At 66.1% G+C, this 16,867-nt stretch carries 16 protein-coding genes and 1 tRNA gene; 10 read left to right on the top strand and 7 right to left on the bottom strand.

From position 1 onward, the window contains the following. Entirely contained in the window at positions 1-1,167 is a 1,167-nt protein-coding gene (locus tag ACK4HL_RS15990) for an MFS transporter (protein WP_409762149.1), read from the top strand. A 282-nt stretch (positions 1,168-1,449) separates the two neighbouring features. Here the strand turns inward: ACK4HL_RS15990 and ACK4HL_RS15985 are convergent. From ACK4HL_RS15985 to ACK4HL_RS15975, 3 genes are all read right to left on the bottom strand, one after another. After that, positions 1,450-1,523, bottom strand: a tRNA-Gln gene (locus ACK4HL_RS15985). Positions 1,524-1,598: 75 nt separating this feature from the next. Beyond that, positions 1,599-3,476, bottom strand: a complete 1,878-nt coding sequence (locus tag ACK4HL_RS15980) for an ATP-binding protein (RefSeq protein ID WP_409762146.1) — start codon at positions 3,474-3,476, stop codon at positions 1,599-1,601. A 12-nt stretch (positions 3,477-3,488) separates the two neighbouring features. Then, on the bottom strand, positions 3,489-4,340 hold the full coding sequence (locus ACK4HL_RS15975) for a sensor histidine kinase (RefSeq protein ID WP_409762143.1): 852 nt from the start codon (positions 4,338-4,340) through the stop codon (positions 3,489-3,491). A 200-nt stretch (positions 4,341-4,540) separates the two neighbouring features. On the opposite strand from ACK4HL_RS15975, the gene ACK4HL_RS15970 reads away from it, so the two are divergent. Continuing rightward, positions 4,541-5,617, top strand: a complete 1,077-nt coding sequence (locus ACK4HL_RS15970) for a Ppx/GppA phosphatase family protein (protein ID WP_409762140.1) — start codon at positions 4,541-4,543, stop codon at positions 5,615-5,617. Further along, on the top strand, positions 5,614-6,342 hold the full coding sequence (locus ACK4HL_RS15965) for an RlmE family RNA methyltransferase (protein WP_409762137.1): 729 nt from the start codon (positions 5,614-5,616) through the stop codon (positions 6,340-6,342). The genes ACK4HL_RS15970 and ACK4HL_RS15965 overlap by 4 nt, the downstream gene beginning before the upstream one ends. Here ACK4HL_RS15965 and ACK4HL_RS15960 read toward each other — a convergent pair. Beyond that, complete coding sequence (locus tag ACK4HL_RS15960) at positions 6,314-6,535, bottom strand: hypothetical protein (protein ID WP_409762134.1); 222 nt, start codon at positions 6,533-6,535, stop codon at positions 6,314-6,316. The two genes, ACK4HL_RS15965 and ACK4HL_RS15960, sit on opposite strands and share 29 nt — an antisense overlap. Positions 6,536-6,701: 166 nt before the next feature. On the opposite strand from ACK4HL_RS15960, the gene guaB reads away from it, so the two are divergent. From guaB to ACK4HL_RS15925, 7 genes are all read left to right on the top strand, one after another. Beyond that, positions 6,702-8,168 carry an IMP dehydrogenase gene (gene guaB / locus ACK4HL_RS15955; RefSeq protein WP_409762131.1) on the top strand — a complete coding sequence of 489 codons (1,467 nt, stop codon included), beginning with the start codon at positions 6,702-6,704 and terminating at the stop codon, positions 8,166-8,168. A gap of 5 nt (positions 8,169-8,173) precedes the next feature. After that, on the top strand, positions 8,174-8,599 hold the full coding sequence (locus ACK4HL_RS15950; RefSeq protein WP_409762128.1) for an MAPEG family protein: 426 nt from the start codon (positions 8,174-8,176) through the stop codon (positions 8,597-8,599). Positions 8,600-8,602: 3 nt separating this feature from the next. Then, positions 8,603-9,898, top strand: coding sequence for an RsmB/NOP family class I SAM-dependent RNA methyltransferase (locus ACK4HL_RS15945; RefSeq protein WP_409762125.1), 1,296 nt, complete (start codon positions 8,603-8,605; stop codon positions 9,896-9,898). 86 nt (positions 9,899-9,984) lie between these two features. Next, positions 9,985-10,635 carry a cation transporter gene (locus ACK4HL_RS15940; protein WP_409762122.1) on the top strand — a complete coding sequence of 217 codons (651 nt, stop codon included), beginning with the start codon at positions 9,985-9,987 and terminating at the stop codon, positions 10,633-10,635. 41 nt (positions 10,636-10,676) lie between these two features. Then, on the top strand, positions 10,677-12,227 hold the full coding sequence (gene guaA / locus ACK4HL_RS15935; RefSeq protein ID WP_409762119.1) for a glutamine-hydrolyzing GMP synthase: 1,551 nt from the start codon (positions 10,677-10,679) through the stop codon (positions 12,225-12,227). A 5-nt stretch (positions 12,228-12,232) separates the two neighbouring features. Next, on the top strand, positions 12,233-12,445 hold the full coding sequence (locus ACK4HL_RS15930) for a SlyX family protein (RefSeq protein WP_409762116.1): 213 nt from the start codon (positions 12,233-12,235) through the stop codon (positions 12,443-12,445). A 68-nt stretch (positions 12,446-12,513) separates the two neighbouring features. Then, positions 12,514-13,230 (top strand): hypothetical protein, encoded by a 717-nt coding sequence (locus tag ACK4HL_RS15925; RefSeq protein WP_409762112.1) that lies wholly within the window; start codon positions 12,514-12,516, stop codon positions 13,228-13,230. A 52-nt stretch (positions 13,231-13,282) separates the two neighbouring features. On the opposite strand, the gene ACK4HL_RS15920 is transcribed toward ACK4HL_RS15925, so the two are convergent. From ACK4HL_RS15920 to ACK4HL_RS15910, 3 genes are all read right to left on the bottom strand, one after another. After that, complete coding sequence (locus ACK4HL_RS15920; protein ID WP_409762109.1) at positions 13,283-14,707, bottom strand: PRC-barrel domain-containing protein; 1,425 nt, start codon at positions 14,705-14,707, stop codon at positions 13,283-13,285. A gap of 166 nt (positions 14,708-14,873) precedes the next feature. After that, complete coding sequence (locus ACK4HL_RS15915; RefSeq protein ID WP_409762106.1) at positions 14,874-15,662, bottom strand: DUF421 domain-containing protein; 789 nt, start codon at positions 15,660-15,662, stop codon at positions 14,874-14,876. A gap of 82 nt (positions 15,663-15,744) precedes the next feature. Beyond that, entirely contained in the window at positions 15,745-16,755 is a 1,011-nt protein-coding gene (locus tag ACK4HL_RS15910) for an HAD family hydrolase (protein ID WP_409762103.1), read from the bottom strand. Positions 16,756-16,867: the final 112 nt, after the last annotated feature.

The raw sequence follows: 16,867 nt of genomic DNA, 5'->3' as shown, positions 1-16,867 counted from the left end.
ATGGACGCAAAGAGGCTTGCCGCGGCCCTTCTCCTCTGCCTCGCCTTTGGGTCGATCCATGCCTATGGCGTGCTGCTGGCGCCCATCGAGGAATGGCTGGGGCTCTCGCGCGCCCGCGCCAGCCTGGCCTATTCGCTGGCGATCGTGGCGCTCACCGCCGGGGTCTACCTCAACGGCCGGCTCGAGAGCGTGGCAACAGCGCGCGCACGGCTGATGGCCAGCGGCATCATATCGGCCGCTGGCCTTGCCGCAGCGGCCCTGAGCTCAAACCGTCTCGGCCTGCTGACCGGCTTTGGCATCATGTATGGGCTTGCAAACGGCATAGCCTATGCGTGCGCCCTGGGTCTCTCGGCGGAGGCGATGCACAGGCGGGAAGCAAGAGCCATTGGGCTTGCCACGGCTGCCTACGGGCTCGGTGCTGTGCTGTTCGCCCAGGTTTTCGCAGCATGGCTCTTTTTCAAGGGCGTTGCAGGCCTGCTGCTCGCAATGTCCTGCCTGCTGCTGGTTTCCTGCCTTGCTGCTGCGGCACTTGTAGGACAGGGCCGCACCGCGCCTGACGCCATCGCGCGTGCCGCGGCGGACTCTCGGTTTAGTGGTGTGTCAGTGCTTTGGGTTGTCTATTTCCTTGGTGCCTTCGCCGGTCTCATGGTCATCGCCCACGCCCCGGCCATTGCAAGTGATCTCGGCGGCGGATCCCACGCGGGAATCGTGGCAGGCGTTGTGGCGCTCGGGAGCGTGGTTGGCGGCTATTCCGGAGGCCTGCTGGCAGAGCGGCTGTCCGGAAGCCGAAGTCTCGCACTCCCGGTTCTAGTTCAAGCGGCCGTTCTGACGATCCTTCCGCTCATGACCGCAGAGGCACCCATCATTGCGGGGCTCGGTGTGACGGGCTTCTGCTACGGCATGCTGATCTCCGCGGTGCCCGCGGTCATCCGGCGCAGATGGGGGGCCAACGGTTTCGCCGGCGCCTATGGCAAGGTCTTCACCGCCTGGGGACTTGCTGGGCTGGCCGGCCCCGTCTCCGCCGGCTACCTGTTCGACGTGACGGCTCATTACAACTTCGCGCTCGCGGTAGCCGCCCTCCTTTCCGCAATGTCTTTCATTCTTGTCGTGCAGAACAGATTTGGGATCTCAGCCAATCGAGATCGGGGGAGCCGAGCACCATCTTGATGTCTGCCAGTCCACGGCTTTGCGTCACGATGATTGCAAGAGTGAGACTGTCAGCCCGGAATTGCGGCCAAGTCCGTGCTTCTCGCAGTTGGGAATGAAAAAGAAAAAGAGTTGGAGCGCGCCACCCTTCGCAGATGAGGACAATCGTCCAGAACATGTGCTCTATGATCCGGAGCCGGATCATGACTGGCGTTGTACTCTAGGGAGCCGACCTTCTACACGGTGCCTACGCGCTAGAACCGGAACCTTCCGATGTGTTCGGTTTTTTCTACTATTATCAAATGGCTGGGGGACTAGGATTCGAACCTAGACTAGCGGAGTCAGAGTCCGCGGTCCTACCGTTAGACGATCCCCCAACGGCCAAGAGGTGCCGGGTAGATAGCGGCTGGGGAGGGGATGCGCAAGAGGATTATCCTGCTGATGGCGGCGCGTCAGCTGCGGAACTGGCGAATGAGGTCGGCGAGTTTCTGCTGGTCGCGGTGAACCTGCGGGGGCGGGGAGGGGACCGGCGCCGGGGCGGCCGGTGGGGGCGGGCCGGAGCCCTGCTGTGCGGTGCGCCGCAGCGTCGGCTGGGCCGGCTGCGCGATCTTCTGGGCCACCGCGACGGCCGCCGGCATGTCGTAGCTCAGGGCCTCGGGTGTGTGGCTCTGGGCGCGCCAGCGCAGCACGATCTCCTGCAGGAAGCCTTCCTCGGGCAGTTCCCTGGCCCAGCTGCGGGTGAAGGAGGCGGTATTGCTTCTCGGCCATTGCCGCGCCGGCAGCGTGTCGAACTTGATGCGGGTGGGGAGCGCCACGCCCTCCCCGAAGGTGATCGCCTCGCCGGTTCCCATGGTGGGCATGAATTCGAGCAGGCTTCCCGCGGCATCCGAGATGCCGGCGCGCAGGATCTGCTGGTCGCGCTCGTTGGTGAGCCGCATCGAGAAGATGGTGTTGCACTGGGAGAGGATGGTGGGGTCGAGCTCCGCCGGTCGTTGCGACACGATGCACAGGGACACCCCGTATTTCCGGCCCTCCTTGGCGATGCGGGAGATCGCCCGCTTCGTCGGCTCGAAGCCCAGCGTCTTGTCGATCGGCACGTAGCGGTGGGCTTCCTCGCAGATGAATGTGATCGGGATCTGGCCGGCACTCCACACGCCGAAATCGAAGGCGAGCCGCGCCAGCACCGATACCACGACGTTGATGATCTCGGAGGGAAGCCCGCCCAGCTCGAGAATGGCGATCGGCTTGCCGTTCACCGGGATGCGGAACAGCCGCGCCAGGACCTGGGACATGGTGTCCTGCACGGTGAGCGAGCCGAACATGAAGGCATAGCGCGGATCGCGGCTGATCGACTCGATGCGCGATTTCAGGCGCTTGTAGGGCGCGAGCTCGCCGCGCAGGTCGAGCTTCCCGATGTGATCGTCGAGAATGGCGATCAGGTCCGAGGTACGGTAGGGAATGGGCGTGTCGACGCCGACATTGGAGGAATCCTGCGGGTCGCGCGAGCGCTGCAGGCCGGTCCTGTCTCGGCGCTGGTTGTTCATGTAGCGCAGCTTGGCGAGCGGGATGAGCTCGCGCAGCACCTCGATGTCGCCCTCGCGGCTCGCCTGTTGGCCGATCAGGATCTCTACGATCTCCTCGAAATTGAGCAGCCAGAACGGCAGGTTCATGTTCTCCGGGTTGATGACCTCGGCCATGTCGCTGAAGGCATTGGCATACTCCCGGTGAACGTCGAGCAGCAGTACATGCGCCTGCGGATTCTTCTCCAGGATGCGGCGGAGGATGAGGGCCACGGTGCAGGACTTGCCGGTGCCGGTCGTGCCGAGGATGGCGAAATGCTTGCCCAGCATCTCGTCGATCTTGATCATGGCGGGAATGGTGGAATCCTGCGTGATGTAGCCGACGCGGATCGCCGTGTCGGAATCGCAGGCGTAGGCGCGCTCCAACTCGTCCCTGGTGGCGCGGAACACAACGTCTCCCAGCGAGGGGTAGCAGGATATGCCGCGGCGGAACTGCTGCAGCCGGCCATGCTCGTCCTGCGGGATCTCGCCGAGAAACTCGACCTCGATGATGCGCAGCTCCTGTTCCTCGCGGTTCGTCGAGGGCATGGGCGAGGAGAGGGCGGAGACCATGCAGAGAGAGACCGAGCGCGGCGTGTCGATCTTCAGCAGCGTTCCCATTTCCGGCGCGGGGTTCCGCTCGCCCGCCGCTTCGGGGTCGATGAGGATGATGGCATGAGCACCGGTGACCGCCACGATCCGCCCGACGCGCTCGAAGGGCTGGGCTTGGGCGGCGGGGGCTCGTTGGGATTGCGTGTATGCGCGGTCCATGCCGAAGAAAACTCAGTGTATGTTCGGGTTTGCGCTATCGCCGCCGGCGAGAGGAAGAAGGAGCGACACGCAGGTGCCTCGGCCCTTCTCCGATTCGATTCGAAGATCGCCGCCATGCATCCGCGCCAGCGCCTGGGCGATCGGAAGGCCGAGGCCGGTTCCTTCGTGGCGCTTGTTGAAGCCGCTGTCGACTTGCCCGAAGGGGCGGAGTGCCGTCTCCACCTCCGGCGGCGACATGCCGATGCCGGTATCGGCGACGGCGACGAGAAGCCGGCCCTCCGGCAACACGCGCGCCTCGACGCGCACGCGCCCCCTCTCGGGCGTGAACTTCACGGCATTGCCCAGCAGGTTGATGAGGATCTGCTTCACTCGCAGCGGATCCGCCATGATGGGGGGCAGGCCCGGGGCGAGGCTGCATTCGACCGCGATGCTCTTCTCGCGCGCCTTCGCCTCGATGATCGGCAGGCAGGAGGCGAGGATCGGTCCCAGTTCGATGGGCTCACGTTCGACGGCGAGCTTGCCGGCCTGTATCTTTGAAATGTCGAGGATGCCGTTGATGAGGTCGAGGAGGTGCTCGGCGGCCTGCTTGATGTATCCGGTGTACTGATGAACCTTCTCGGGGCTCGACACGGTCTCGGTGTGCAGCATGTCGGAGAAGCCGATGATGGCGTTGAGGGGCGTCCTCAGCTCGTGGCTCATGTTGGCGATGAATTCCGACTTGGCCTTGGAGGCGAGCTCGGCGTCGACCTTGGCCGCCTGCAGGGCCACGGCCTGTTTCTGCTGGCTGACGGCCATGCCCAGGTGATCCGAGAATTCGCCGATGAGCGAGCCCTCCTTGAACCATTTGGGACCGAACGTACGCATCACGAAACCCCTGCCTCCGGCGCCTTTTAGGCCCCACGTCTCAATGTCAGGTTAATGTCAGCCTCCGTTTCGGACCGATAATTGCTTTGTGAGGGCGGGTGGAACCTGTTACACTCAAGGCAACGCAATGTTTGTCGGAATGGCCGAAGCCGCTCCGGGTCTCCCGTCGAGAGCCGGCCGTTCCATGAAAGGTTCTGGACGTGGATGCGACCAACAGGCCGGGATGGACCCGGCCACGGCGCAAGCCGGCGGTTGCGGGGCGTTCGCCCCATCGGCCTCCGGCCTCGCGCGAGCAGCCGCCGGGCGGCCTCTATGGCGCGCTCGATCTCGGCACCAACAATTGTCGCCTGCTCATCGCCACGCCGGCGCAGCACGGCTTTTCCGTGGTCGACGCATTCTCGCGCATCGTCAGGCTCGGCGAGAAGCTGGCCCAGACGGGCCGGCTCTCGGAGGATGCCATGGGCCGCACCATCGAGGCGCTGCGCGTCTGTGCCAACAAGCTTCGCTGGCGCAATGTCGAGCGGGTGCGGCTGGTGGCCACCGAGGCCTGCCGGATGGCGGCGAACGGGCCCGAATTCATCGATCTGGTGCGCCGGGAGACCGGCCTCGGTCTCGAGATCATCGACCGCGAGACGGAAGCCGGGCTTGCCGCCGTCGGCGCCGAGCCGCTGGTGGACCGGCAGGCAGAGACGGCACTCGTCTTCGATATCGGCGGCGGTTCCACCGAGGTGCTGTGGATGCGCCGTTCGGGCCTCCGCTTCGAGACGGTGGCCTGGACGTCGCTCGCCGCCGGCGTCGTCACCATCTCGGAACGCTTCGGCGGCGGGGTTGACGTGACGCCGCATTCCTTCGAGGCCATGCGGGCTCATCTCCGGCCGATGCTGCAGGAATTCGCTGCCAAGGTCTCCGACGCGAATGGCGGCCTGCCGCCCGTGCCCTCGCATCTCCTCGGAACCTCGGGGACGGTGACGACCATCGCCGGCGTGCAGCTCGGGCTTGCCCGCTATGACCGTTCGCGGGTCGACGGATGCTGGCTGAAGAGCGCCGACATCGGCGCCGTGACGGACCGCCTGCTGCACCTGAGCTACGAGCAGCGCGCCGCCAACCCCTGCATCGGGCGTGAACGGGCCGACCTGGTGCTCGCCGGCTGCGCCATCCTCGAGGAGATCAGGCTCGCGTTCCCGGCCGAGCGCATCCGCGTGGCGGACAGGGGGCTCCGCGAAGGCATACTGACGCTGCTGATGAAGGAAGACGGAACCTATGGGAGGGCGGCATGAGCCGCCCGGGCAGCGGCAAGAAGCCGGGAACCCGCCTCAAGGTCCGGGTGAAGACCGGCAAGGGCCGCACCGTCTCGCAGAAGAACTGGCTGGAACGCCAGCTGAACGATCCTTACGTTCAGGAGGCGAAACGGCTCGGCTACCGCTCGCGCGCCGCGTTCAAGCTGATCGAGATCGACGACAAGTACCGCTTCCTCAAGCCCGGCGGCCACGTGGTTGACCTCGGCGCAGCTCCGGGCGGCTGGAGCCAGGTGGCGGTGAAACGCGTCAAGGCGGAGGAGGGCCGCGGCCGCGTCATCGCGATCGACATGCACGGCATGGAGCCCATCCCCTCCGTCACCATCTTCAAGAAGGACTTCCTCGAGGAGGATGCGCCGGCCCTGCTGATCGAGGCGCTGGGCGGTGAAAAGGCCGACTGCGTGCTCTCCGACATGGCGGCGCACGCAACCGGCCACCGCCAGACCGACCACATCCTGATCATGGCGCTGGCGGAGGCTGGGTATGACTTCGCCAGGCAGGTGCTGAAGCCCGGCGGCACCTATCTCGCCAAGGTGCTGCGTGGCGGCACGGAGGGCGAGATGCTGAAAACCATGAAGAAGGATTTCGCCAGCGTGCGCCACGTGAAGCCGATGGCGAGCCGCGACGATTCCGCCGAGCTCTTCGTGCTGGCGATGGGCTTCCGCGGCGGAGAAAGGCTCAGGCCGGACGTCCCTTCCGCGCCCTGAGATAGGCCGCGAGGGCGGGATCGGCCGCAATCTCGCGCTCGAGATCGGCCTCGCTCAGGCCGCCGGCCGCATAGCACTGCCAGAGCAGCTCGTAGTCGCCCTCCCGCTCCGCTGCGGACGAGGGGTCGCCGCTGAACGGCACCGCCATGCGGCCGATCAGATGTTGGAGGGAGAAGGGGAAGAGCATTCCCATGGTGAGCCCGTGAGTTATCGGTTGGTGGTGTGAAAACGGGTGAGGTCCAGCGGCGGTTCCGTGCCTGGGGAGGCGCGCCAATTCCTCGCTTGCCCCCTTGCTCGCGGGGGTGTTAAGCACAGCCGCCAATCCTCACCCGAGTCCCTGTTCCCCGAGAGGTTGGCAGATGCCCCGCCAGATCCCCGAATATCTCACCTTCGACGACGTGCTGATGAAGCCCGGCGCCTCTTCCGTGCTGCCGGCCCAGGTGAAGACGGCGACGAGGCTCACCAAGTCCCTCCGGCTGTCGATCCCGATCATTTCCGCCGCCATGGACACGGTGACGGAGGCCCGCCTCGCCATCGCCATGGCGCAGGCCGGAGGGCTCGGCATCATCCACAAGAACCTCGAGCCCCATGAGCAGGCCGAGCACGTGCGCCAGGTCAAGCGCTTCGAATCCGGCATGGTGGTGAACCCGATCACCATCGGCCCCGAAGCCACGCTGGGCGACGTTCTGAAACTCAAGGAGAAGCATAAGATCTCCGGCATCCCGGTGGTGGACGGCGCCGGCAGGCTGGTCGGCATCATCACCAACCGCGACGTGCGCTTCGCCACCGACCTCAACATGAAGGTGGCGGACCTGATGACGAACGAGAACCTCGTCACGGTCAGGGCAGGGGTGGACCGCGACGAGGCCAAGCGCCTCCTCCACAAGTACCGCATCGAGAAGCTGATCGTCGTCGACGACGACTACAGGTGCGTGGGGCTCATCACCGTCAACGACATGGAAAAGGCCGCCGACCATCCGCTTGCCGCGAAGGACGAGCACGAGCGACTGCTGGTCGGCGCGGCCACCGGCACGGGTGACGCCGGCTTCGAGCGCGCCGCCATGCTGGTCGACGCCGGGGCGGACCTCATCGTGGTCGACACCGCGCACGGCCACTCCGAGAACGTCATCAGGCAGGTGACCCGCATCAAGACGCTGTCCAACAAGGTGCAGATCGTGGCGGGCAACGTGGCAACGCCGGAGGCCGTCCGGGCGCTCGTCGATGCCGGGGCGGATGCGGTGAAGATCGGCATCGGCCCCGGCTCGATCTGCACGACGCGCGTCGTGGCGGGTGTCGGCGTGCCGCAGCTCTCCGCCATCATGGACTGCGCGGAGGAGGGGGCAAAGCGCGACGTGCCGGTGATCGCCGACGGCGGCATCAAGCTCTCAGGCGATCTCGCCAAGGCGCTCGCCGCCGGTGCCGAAGTCGCCATGATCGGTTCGCTGCTCGCCGGAACGGACGAGAGCCCGGGCGAGGTCTATCTCTACAATGGCCGGAGCTACAAGGCCTATCGCGGAATGGGCTCGGTCGGCGCCATGGCGCGTGGTTCGGCCGATCGCTACTTCCAGCAGGAGGTGAAGGACAATCTGAAGCTCGTGCCTGAGGGGATCGAGGGCCAGGTGCCCTACAAGGGTCCGGTCGGCGCGGTGCTGCACCAGCTCGTCGGCGGCTTGCGCGCCGCCATGGGCTACGTGGGTGCGGCCGATCTCGCCGAACTCCGCGACAAGGTGCAGTTCATCCGCATCACCTCGGCGGGCATGCGCGAGAGCCATGTGCATGACGTGATGATCACCCGCGAGGCACCGAACTACCAGCGCCAGGGCTGAGCCGCATGGATCCGGCCAAGTGGCTTCTGCTTGCGGCCTTCCTGCACGTGGGGTGGGTCACGGTGCTGGGCGTGCGCCTCGGCCGCGCCCGCTTCCGGGCGGCGCGCGCGGGCCGGGTGAAGGTCAAGGACATCGCGCTCGACAGTTCGCGCTGGCCGGATGACGTGCGCAAGCTGTCGAACAACTTCGACAACCAGTTCCAGGTGCCCGTCCTCTTCTATGCCATCCTGCCGCTGCTCCTGGTGACGGGGCTTGCCGATACGATCTCCGTGGTGCTCGCGTGGGTGTTCGTCGCGAGCCGTATCGTGCACAGCCTCGTCCATACCGGGGGCAACGTGGTGACGCGCCGCTTCCAGGTCTTCCTCTTCGGCTTCGTGGCGATTGGGCTTATGTGGGCGTGGTTCGGGCTCAGGTATTACGTGATCGGATAGACGATGCGCCTCGCGGGCCGCGTTTCGGCGGCGATCGACATATTGGCCGAGATCTTCGGCCGTCACCGCCCGGCCTCCGAGGCGCTGAAGGACTGGGGCAAGGCGCATCGCTTCGCCGGGTCGAGCGACCGGCACGCCATCGGCACGCTGGTCTATGACGTTCTCCGCCGCCGCAACTCGCTGGCCTTCCGCATGGGCGAGGCCAGCCCGCGCGCCCTGGCGCTCGCCGCGCTCCATGACGTGTGGGGGCTTTCTGTTGAAGCGATCGCCGCCATGGCGGGGGAGCAGCACGGCCCGGGCGGCCTCTCGGGGCCTGAACGCGAGGCCCTCTCGCGCACCTTGCCCGAAAGGCCTCCCTTGCATGTCGCGGGCGATGTGCCGGACTGGCTGGCGCCATCCTACGAGAAGGCCTTCGGGGCGCGCGCCGCGGAAGAGGCGGCGGCCCTCGCCCGCCGCGCCCCCGTCGATCTCCGCGTCAACACGCTGAAGGCCACGCGCGGGCAGGTCGTCGAGGCGCTCTCCCGCTTCGGCGCGGCGGAGGGGCCGATCTCGCCGCTCGCCGTGCGCATCCCCGCGCCGGGGCCGGACAGCCGCAACGCCAATGTGGAGGCCGAGCCAGCCCATGGCCTCGGCTGGTTCGAGGTGCAGGATGCGGGCTCGCAGGTGGCGGCGCTGCTCTCGGGCGTCGGGCCGGGCATGAGCGTTGCCGACCTCTGTGCCGGGGCGGGGGGCAAGACGCTGGCGCTGGCGGCGCTCATGCGCAACGAGGGAAAACTCCTCGCCCATGACCTCGACCGCTTCCGCTTGCGCCCCATCTTCGAGCGGCTGACACGGGCGGGGGTGACGAATTGCGAGGTCGTATCGGCGCAGGACGAGGGCCGGCTCGAGTCGGCGGGGCCCTTCGACTGCGTGGTGATCGACGCACCGTGCTCTGGTTCCGGCTCCTGGCGCAGGAAGCCCGACGCCAAGTGGCGGCTCACCCGCAAGCAGTTCGAGCAGCGCCTCAAGGACCAGCGCCAAGTGCTTGAAAAGGGATTCGAATTGGCGAAGCCCGGCGGCACCATCCTCTACATCACCTGTTCGGTCCTGCCGGAGGAGAACACGGAGCAGGTGGCGGATTTCCTCAAGCGGCACCCGGAGATGAAACTGATCCCTTACGAGGACCAATGGGCGCGCACCCTGGGCGGAGAGGCGCCGAAATCAGCCGACGGTTCGCACGGGACCCTCGTCCTCACCCCGGCGCAGCACGACACCGACGGCTTCTTCATCGCAGTCCTGAGGAAGGGGAAGCACGCGTGATCGCGGCCGTGCACCTCGCGCTCACCGTCAAGCTGCTCTGCCAGGTGCCCTTGTCCTGACGCTCGCCTCGCCGCATAGTCGCGGGCATGGATCAATGCAACGATGACGGCTGCGGCTGTGGCACGGCGCGCTTCGAGGGGCTTTCCCCCGATTACCGCCGCCGCCTGTGGGCGGTGATCGCGATCAATGCCACGATGTTCGTGGTGGAGACGCTCGGCGGCCACCTTGCCGGGTCGATGGCGCTCCAGGCGGACGCGCTCGATTTCCTGGGCGACACCCTCACCTACGGGATCAGTCTCGCGGTCATCGGAATGCCGCTCCGCACCCGGGCGACCGCGGCGTTCCTGAAGGGTATCAGCCTCTTCCTGATGGGCCTGTGGGTGGCCGGCTATACGGCCTACCAGGTCTTCGTTCTGGGATTGCCGGTGGCGCCGCTGATGGGCGGTATCGGGCTCGCCGCCCTCGCTGCCAATGTCGCCAGCGTGCTGCTGCTGGCCCGCTACAAGGACGGCGATTCGAACGTGCGCTCGGTGTGGCTGTGCTCGCGGAACGACGCGATCGGCAATGTGGCGGTGATCGGGGCGGCGGGTCTCGTCTGGCTCTTCGCCTCGCCATGGCCTGATCTGATCGTCGCCATTGCCATGGCAGCCCTGTTCCTCAACTCGGCCCAGCAGATCCTCCGGCAATCCCTGGCGGAGTTCCGGGAGAGCCGGGAGGAGATCCGGGCCGGGCGCTGAGCCATCTTGCGGAGCGCGGCCTTCCTCCTTAAAGACCCGCCATGCAAGACCGTATCCTCATCATCGACTTCGGCTCCCAGGTCACCCAGCTCATCGCCCGGCGCATTCGCGAGGCCGGGGTCTATTCGGAAATCGTCCCCTTCCAGTCGGCCGAGAAGGCGCTGGACTGGCCGGGGCTCAAGGGCATCATCCTGTCCGGAGGGCCGGCCTCCGTCCACGAGGGCGGCAGCCCCCGCGCGCCGGATCGCGTCTTCACCCGCGGCCTTCCCGTGCTCGGCATCTGCTATGGCGAGCAGACCATGTGCGCCCAGCTCGGCGGCAAGGTGGAGCCCTCGGACCACCGCGAATTCGGCAAGGCCTATGTCGAGGTGAAGGAACCGAACGCGCTGTTCGACGGCGTGTGGGAGAAGGGCGAGCGCCACCAGGTGTGGATGAGCCATGGCGACCGGGTGACGGCACTTCCGCACGGGTTCAAGGCGGTGGCGACGTCCGAGGGCGCGCCCTTCGCGGCGATCGCCGACGAGCAGCGCCAGTTCTACGCCACGCAGTTCCACATGGAGGTCGTCCACACGCCGGACGGGGCGAAGCTCTTGCGCAACTTCGCGCTCGAGATCTGCGGCTGCAAGGGCGACTGGTCCATGGCGCATTTCAAGAGCGAGATGATCCACCGCATCAAGAAGCAGGTGGGCTTCGAGCGGGTGATCTGCGGTCTCTCGGGCGGGGTCGATTCCGCCGTCACGGCGGTGCTCATCCACGAGGCGATCGGCGAGCAGCTCACCTGCATCTTCGTCGATCATGGCCTCATGCGCCTCAACGAGGCGGATGAGGTGGTGAAGCTCTTCCGCGAGGCCTACAATATCCCGCTCGTCCATGTCGACGCCTCGAAGATGTTCCTCGAGGCGCTGGCGGGCGTCACCGACCCCGAGCAGAAGCGCAAGACGATCGGCAGGCTGTTCATCGACGTGTTCGAGGCGGAGGCCAAGAAAGTCGGCGGCGCGTCCTTCCTCGCCCAGGGCACGCTCTACCCGGACGTGATCGAGAGCGTCTCCTTCACCGGCGGCCCCTCAGTCACCATCAAGTCGCACCACAATGTGGGTGGTCTCCCTGAGCGCATGAACATGAAGCTGGTGGAGCCGCTGCGCGAGCTGTTCAAGGACGAGGTGCGTCTCCTCGGCCAGGAGCTCGGCCTGCCGCAGCATTTCGTCGGCCGCCATCCCTTCCCGGGGCCGGGCCTCGCCATCCGCATTCCGCATGATGACGTGACCCAGGAGAAGCTCGACATCCTGCGCAAGGCGGATGCCATCTATCTCGACGAGATCCGCAAGGCCGGGCTCTATGATGCGATCTGGCAGGCCTTCGCCGTACTGCTCCCCGTCCGTACCGTGGGCGTGATGGGAGACGGCCGCACCTATGACCAGGTGCTGGGCCTGCGCGCCGTGACCTCGACCGACGGCATGACGGCCGAGAGCTATCCCTTCGACCACGCCTTCCTTGCCCGGGTCGCCACCCGCATCATCAACGAGGTGAGGGGAGTCTCGCGCGTGGTCTACGACGTGACGAGCAAGCCGCCCGGCACCATCGAGTGGGAGTGATCCCGGTGCCCGATTCCGATCATGCGATGCGCATCGCCGAGCTCGAGCTCAGGATCGCCGAGCAGGACAAGGTGATCGCCGACCTGAACGAAATGGTGGTCGCCCAGTGGCGGAAGATCGACGCTCTCGAGCGCCGCCTCGGAGAGCTTCGGGAGGAGTTCGAAGCGGCAGCCCAGGCGCGGGGCGAGGCGCCGGAGCCGCCGCCGCCGCATTACTGAGGTCGCCACATTGATTTCGCCGCTTGCGCGGAGCAGTCTCGCAGACGGGGCTTCGCGGAGGTGGGCAGATGAGGTTTCATTCAGCAGGACTCCTGGTGCTTGCGGCGCTGGCAGGCTGTTTCTGGCCCCAGAAACAGGCCGGCGCTGCTGCCGGCGGACCACAGCTCCTCGTCGTCTGCACCGGCTGGCATGCGCTCTGCTCCGCTTCACCGGACTGCAGGATCAAGGGTGCGAAGGCCGAGTGCGACTGCCTGCGCGTCAACGAAACCCACATCGTGGAAACGTCCGAAATTCAGGACGACGGCGTGAAGCGCATCACAATGGAAAGATGCACGGATGAAACTCCCTGCGCGGTTGACGAGGCTCCCGTCTGCGAGGCGATAAGGTCCGGCAACTACGAAGTGGAAAACATTCGCTACGAATGGGTCTCCACCTATTCCTATCGCGGCTGGTGCGGCCTGCTGCAGCCGCCTCCGGTTCCGTGCGATCCTGCTGCGGCGGGCTACACGGGCGATCGCCAATGGGCGATCTGCGATGCTGCCCCCTGCACCGAGCTCGCAGACCCCCCTGACCCGGAAAGACCCCTCAGGTGCCAGTGCCGCGTGATGCTCACGTCCTTCGTCGGCGCCAACGGCACGTGCACGGGCCGGGATGGAGGGATCATGTCAAGCTTTCCCGTCGAGGCGTGGGACTTCGGAAAGAATACCTATCCCGAGACGATGCCTGGTTACGAGTACGTGCAGGCTGCATGTGCGCCGCTGAAGTCGGATCCGCCGCCACCCTGAATCAAAGCCGGCCAGCTTGGTGCTGGCCGGCTCGCCATCTGTGAGCAGCGGATTACTGCTGTACCTGCGAGATGCGGACGGGCTGGTTCGCCTTCACCTCCTGGCCCTCACCCGGCTGCATCCCGATGATGCTGGTGAATTCCTGCCGGGTAAGGCCGAGCAGCATCACGCTGCCCTGCTGCCCCACCGAGAGGCGCTGTGCCGGCACGACGAATTCCGTCTGCGACAGGCTGAGCGCACCGCCATGGTCGATCACGGCAAAGTGCTGGTTGCCCTGCTGGCGGATCGCCTTCAGCGTGCCGATCTTCTCGCCCTCGCGGTTCACCACCGGCTTGCCGATCAGTTCCGAGGCCTGGACCTCGGTCATCTTGCCGGCCGCCTGGTTCGACTCGATCACGCCGATTCGGCTGCGATCCTCCTCTGTGAAGCCGGCGCGGCTGGTGCTGCCGGTGGGCTGGTCGTCTTCCGCTTGCGTGTTGGTGGCCTGCTGCTGTGCCTGCTGCTGCGTCTCCGACTGCTGCTGTGCCGACTGCGCCTGCTGCTGACCGCCAGCCTGCTGCTGGCCCATCTGTTCAACCCGCACGCGGGCTTCGCCCGTCTGCTTGAACTGCACCTTCGGTTCGCCCGCCTGCTCGACCTGGACTTCCGGCTGCGCGGCCTCGAAGCTCACCTGCGGCTGCTGTTGGCTCACCTGCACCTCGGGCTTGCCCTGCTGCTGGAGCTGGACCACCGGCTGCTCACGCTGCACGCGCACCTGCGCCTGCTGGTTCTCCTGAACATTGACTTCCGGCTGCTCCATCTGCACCTGCACCTGCGGCTGGGGCTGTTTCACCTGCACCTGGGGCTGCGGCTGGTTGACCTCGATCTGCGGCTGCGGCGTGTTAACCGCCACCTGTGGCGGCGGCATGCGCACGATGATCTCGGGCTCGGGCTGTTCGATGGTGATCACCGGCTGCGGCATCTGCACGCGCACGGTGGGCTTGGCCTGCCGCACCAGAATCTGCGGCTGCTGCTGGTTCACCGTCACCTGAGGCTGTGGCTGGGTGACCTGCACCTCGGGGGCCTGCTGCTGTACAGTCACTTCCGGCTGGGGCTGCGTCACCGTGATCTGGCCGCTGCCGGCCTGTGCATTCTGCTGGGCCTGAGAGCTCTGCCCCTGGGCCCCCGCCTGATTGGACTGGCTCGTCTGCTGGCCGGTTGACTGCTGCTGCTTCTGCGTCTCGCCGGAGGCCTGCTGCTGATCGAGCTGCTGTGCGGCCTGCTCGGCCTGCTGGGCATAGCGCTGGCAGTTCTGCGCGTCGCGCGATTTCGCGATGTCTTCTGCCTGGCGCACCCATTCCTTGTTGAAGCGTTCGCGATTCTGCTCGGTGAGCTGCTGGAGGCGCGCGCAGCTCTCCTGGCTGCTCTGGGCCATCGCCGGAAGCGACGCACCACAGAGCAGCGAGACGCCAATGACCACGGGGGTATAGAGTTTCATGTGGTTCTCCTGGTCGATTGAATCGGGAGGAACAGGCTGAGCCAGCGCCCGCGCCTGCAACGACCTGCCCGATGGTTGAGTTTGAGCGCGGCTGCCGTCACGGCCCGCTCTCCGGAAAACCTCCGGCACGGAGGAATGGTTCCTGCACCTCGGCAGCCGAGGCGCTTCAGGCCGGCCGGGGGCGGTTCAGCTGCCGGCTGGAGCTCTTGCCGCTGTTCAGCTTGACGGCGCCGAGATCGCGGTCAGCGGGGCCGATGCACGCTGGAACCCACGCCGAATGTCCGCAGACCTGGCAGCAGCCTTCTCCGGTGATGGGTGGAGGGGAACCGGTAAGACCGCAATGCGTGCAGGCATAATCGTCGCCCTTCTGCAGTTCCGCGGCGGAGCGGATGGCGTTCTCGTCGGGATCATCGCGCACCGGAATGAGCGGCAGGCCGACGCGCGGCCTCTCGAGGGGGAAAACGCTCATCTGCCCGGAGGCCTCGATATAGGCCATGGCGATCTCGCCGAGATTGGTGACGCCCTTCAGGCGCAGCATCTCCTGGAGTTCCGCTACCGACATGTTCCGCGCTGCGAGGCCCTCGTTCGCCATGCGCCCGTTGCGCACCACCTCCACAGCACGGCCATCCACCGCCACCTTCATCGAATCCCAGCGATACAGCAGCAGGTCTATGCCCTTGTTGAGGAAGATGACGCCGGTAACGACCAGCAGGGCGTGGAGAATCGGTACCTCTGCATAGAACATGCTGTCGCCCACTGCCGAGCCCAGGGCGATCACCAGAAGGAATTCGACCGTCGAAAGCTGGGCGATGGTGCGGCTGCCGATCCAGCGCAGGAGAACCAGCGTGTAGATGTAGACGATGGCAATCCGCACGGCGATTTCGAGGTAGAAGAGGGGGGATTCGTTCCCCAGGAACATGCGGGTGAGGTCGAAGGGGGTGACGGCCTGCTCCATCTCGCGCCTGTGGTCCGCGCCGTGGGTGGCCCGGGTGAGGCCAAACGCACGAACGGGGCGGCCGGTTCCCGGCAGCGCGGGGCTAGTGCGCGGCGAAGATCCGGTTCCAGTCGTCCTTCATGCTGACGATGATCCAACCGCGCTCCGGCGCTGCCTTCAGCGCTTCGTCCAGGGTGCCGCTGCTCTTCGGGTTGACATCATACTGATACTCCCGCTCGGCATCGGTGTGGCGCACGATCACGCCCAGGCTGGGATGCGGATTGGCGATTGTGACATATTCCAGCATTTCCTTGTCGCCGTCGCTGTTGCCGAAGGCGGCGATGGGCCGCTTTCCGATGAAGGCGTGAATGCCGGCAGGCTTTCCTGCCTTGTCGTCGACGAAGAGGTGCTGAAAGGTCTTGACCAGCACCGGTCCCGTCTCCCTGAGTTCGTAGACCACCTGCGCAGTAGAGCCGACGACCTGTTCGGAAGGAACGCCGTAGACGCGCTCGCTCCAGACCCGCATGAAATCGGCCCCGCCGCCGGATACGATGTAGGTCTTGAAGCCGTTCGCCCTCAGATAGCGAAGCACCTCCTGCATCGGCTCATAGGTGAGCTTGTCATATGCGACGCCGAAGCGAGGGTGAGTGGCGCTCGCGATCCAGTCCGAGACGCGCGCGCGGAATTCATCCGTGGTCAGGCCGGCATGGGTCAGCGCGAGGATGCGCATGAGGCCGTCGTGATGCGGTCCTGCGAGAAGCTTTGCCATGTCGCCGGCGAGCAGCGCAGCCACCGGCGGGTCTTCCTTGAGCTTCGGGTCTTCCTCGGCGAGACGCCTGATCTCGTCCACCGCGAAGGCTGCCTGGAAGGGCATTGGGTTCTCGGGCCACAGGGTGCCGTCATTGTCGAAGACGGCGATACGCTCGGTCTCCGGCACGAATGCGGGCGATCCCTCCTCGGTCACCTTGCCCACGAAGTCGAGGATCGCGGCCTTGGCCGGTCCTTCGTTCCAGGAGGGCAGTGGATCATCCGCAGCGACGGCGCCCTGCGGAGCCAGGAGGAAAAGTGCGACTGCCAGAGCGAGCCAGAATTTGCGCACGGATCCTGCAACCATTTTCCACATCTCCGGTTTTCCAAAGCCTAGGGCGGGTTCCCGGAGCTGACTGTGCGGATGAAAACAATGTGCTTGCCAGCGACAGGGCGGGCGGGGTCAATTCCTTCCGGGC

The sequence above is a fragment of the Aestuariivirga sp. genome, assembly GCF_046294715.1.
In the GTDB taxonomy this organism is placed as follows: Bacteria; Pseudomonadota; Alphaproteobacteria; order Rhizobiales; family Aestuariivirgaceae; genus Aestuariivirga.
This window is presented reverse-complemented; position numbering and strand designations above follow the sequence as displayed.

Excerpts from the sequence above, each read along its gene's own strand:
- ACK4HL_RS15990 (WP_409762149.1), top strand. The coding sequence starts at position 1 with ATGGACGCAAAGAGGCTTGCCGCGGCCCTTCTCCTCTGCCTCGCCTTT.
- ACK4HL_RS15980 (WP_409762146.1), bottom strand. The coding sequence starts at position 3,476 with ATGGACCGCGCATACACGCAATCCCAACGAGCCCCCGCCGCCCAAGCC.
- ACK4HL_RS15975 (WP_409762143.1), bottom strand. The coding sequence starts at position 4,340 with ATGCGTACGTTCGGTCCCAAATGGTTCAAGGAGGGCTCGCTCATCGGC.
- ACK4HL_RS15965 (WP_409762137.1), top strand. The coding sequence starts at position 5,614 with ATGAGCCGCCCGGGCAGCGGCAAGAAGCCGGGAACCCGCCTCAAGGTC.
- ACK4HL_RS15960 (WP_409762134.1), bottom strand. The coding sequence starts at position 6,535 with ATGGGAATGCTCTTCCCCTTCTCCCTCCAACATCTGATCGGCCGCATG.
- guaB (WP_409762131.1), top strand. The coding sequence starts at position 6,702 with ATGCCCCGCCAGATCCCCGAATATCTCACCTTCGACGACGTGCTGATG.
- ACK4HL_RS15950 (WP_409762128.1), top strand. The coding sequence starts at position 8,174 with ATGGATCCGGCCAAGTGGCTTCTGCTTGCGGCCTTCCTGCACGTGGGG.
- ACK4HL_RS15945 (WP_409762125.1), top strand. The coding sequence starts at position 8,603 with ATGCGCCTCGCGGGCCGCGTTTCGGCGGCGATCGACATATTGGCCGAG.
- ACK4HL_RS15940 (WP_409762122.1), top strand. The coding sequence starts at position 9,985 with ATGGATCAATGCAACGATGACGGCTGCGGCTGTGGCACGGCGCGCTTC.
- guaA (WP_409762119.1), top strand. The coding sequence starts at position 10,677 with ATGCAAGACCGTATCCTCATCATCGACTTCGGCTCCCAGGTCACCCAG.
- ACK4HL_RS15925 (WP_409762112.1), top strand. The coding sequence starts at position 12,514 with ATGAGGTTTCATTCAGCAGGACTCCTGGTGCTTGCGGCGCTGGCAGGC.
- ACK4HL_RS15920 (WP_409762109.1), bottom strand. The coding sequence starts at position 14,707 with ATGAAACTCTATACCCCCGTGGTCATTGGCGTCTCGCTGCTCTGTGGT.
- ACK4HL_RS15915 (WP_409762106.1), bottom strand. The coding sequence starts at position 15,662 with ATGGAGCAGGCCGTCACCCCCTTCGACCTCACCCGCATGTTCCTGGGG.
- ACK4HL_RS15910 (WP_409762103.1), bottom strand. The coding sequence starts at position 16,755 with ATGGTTGCAGGATCCGTGCGCAAATTCTGGCTCGCTCTGGCAGTCGCA.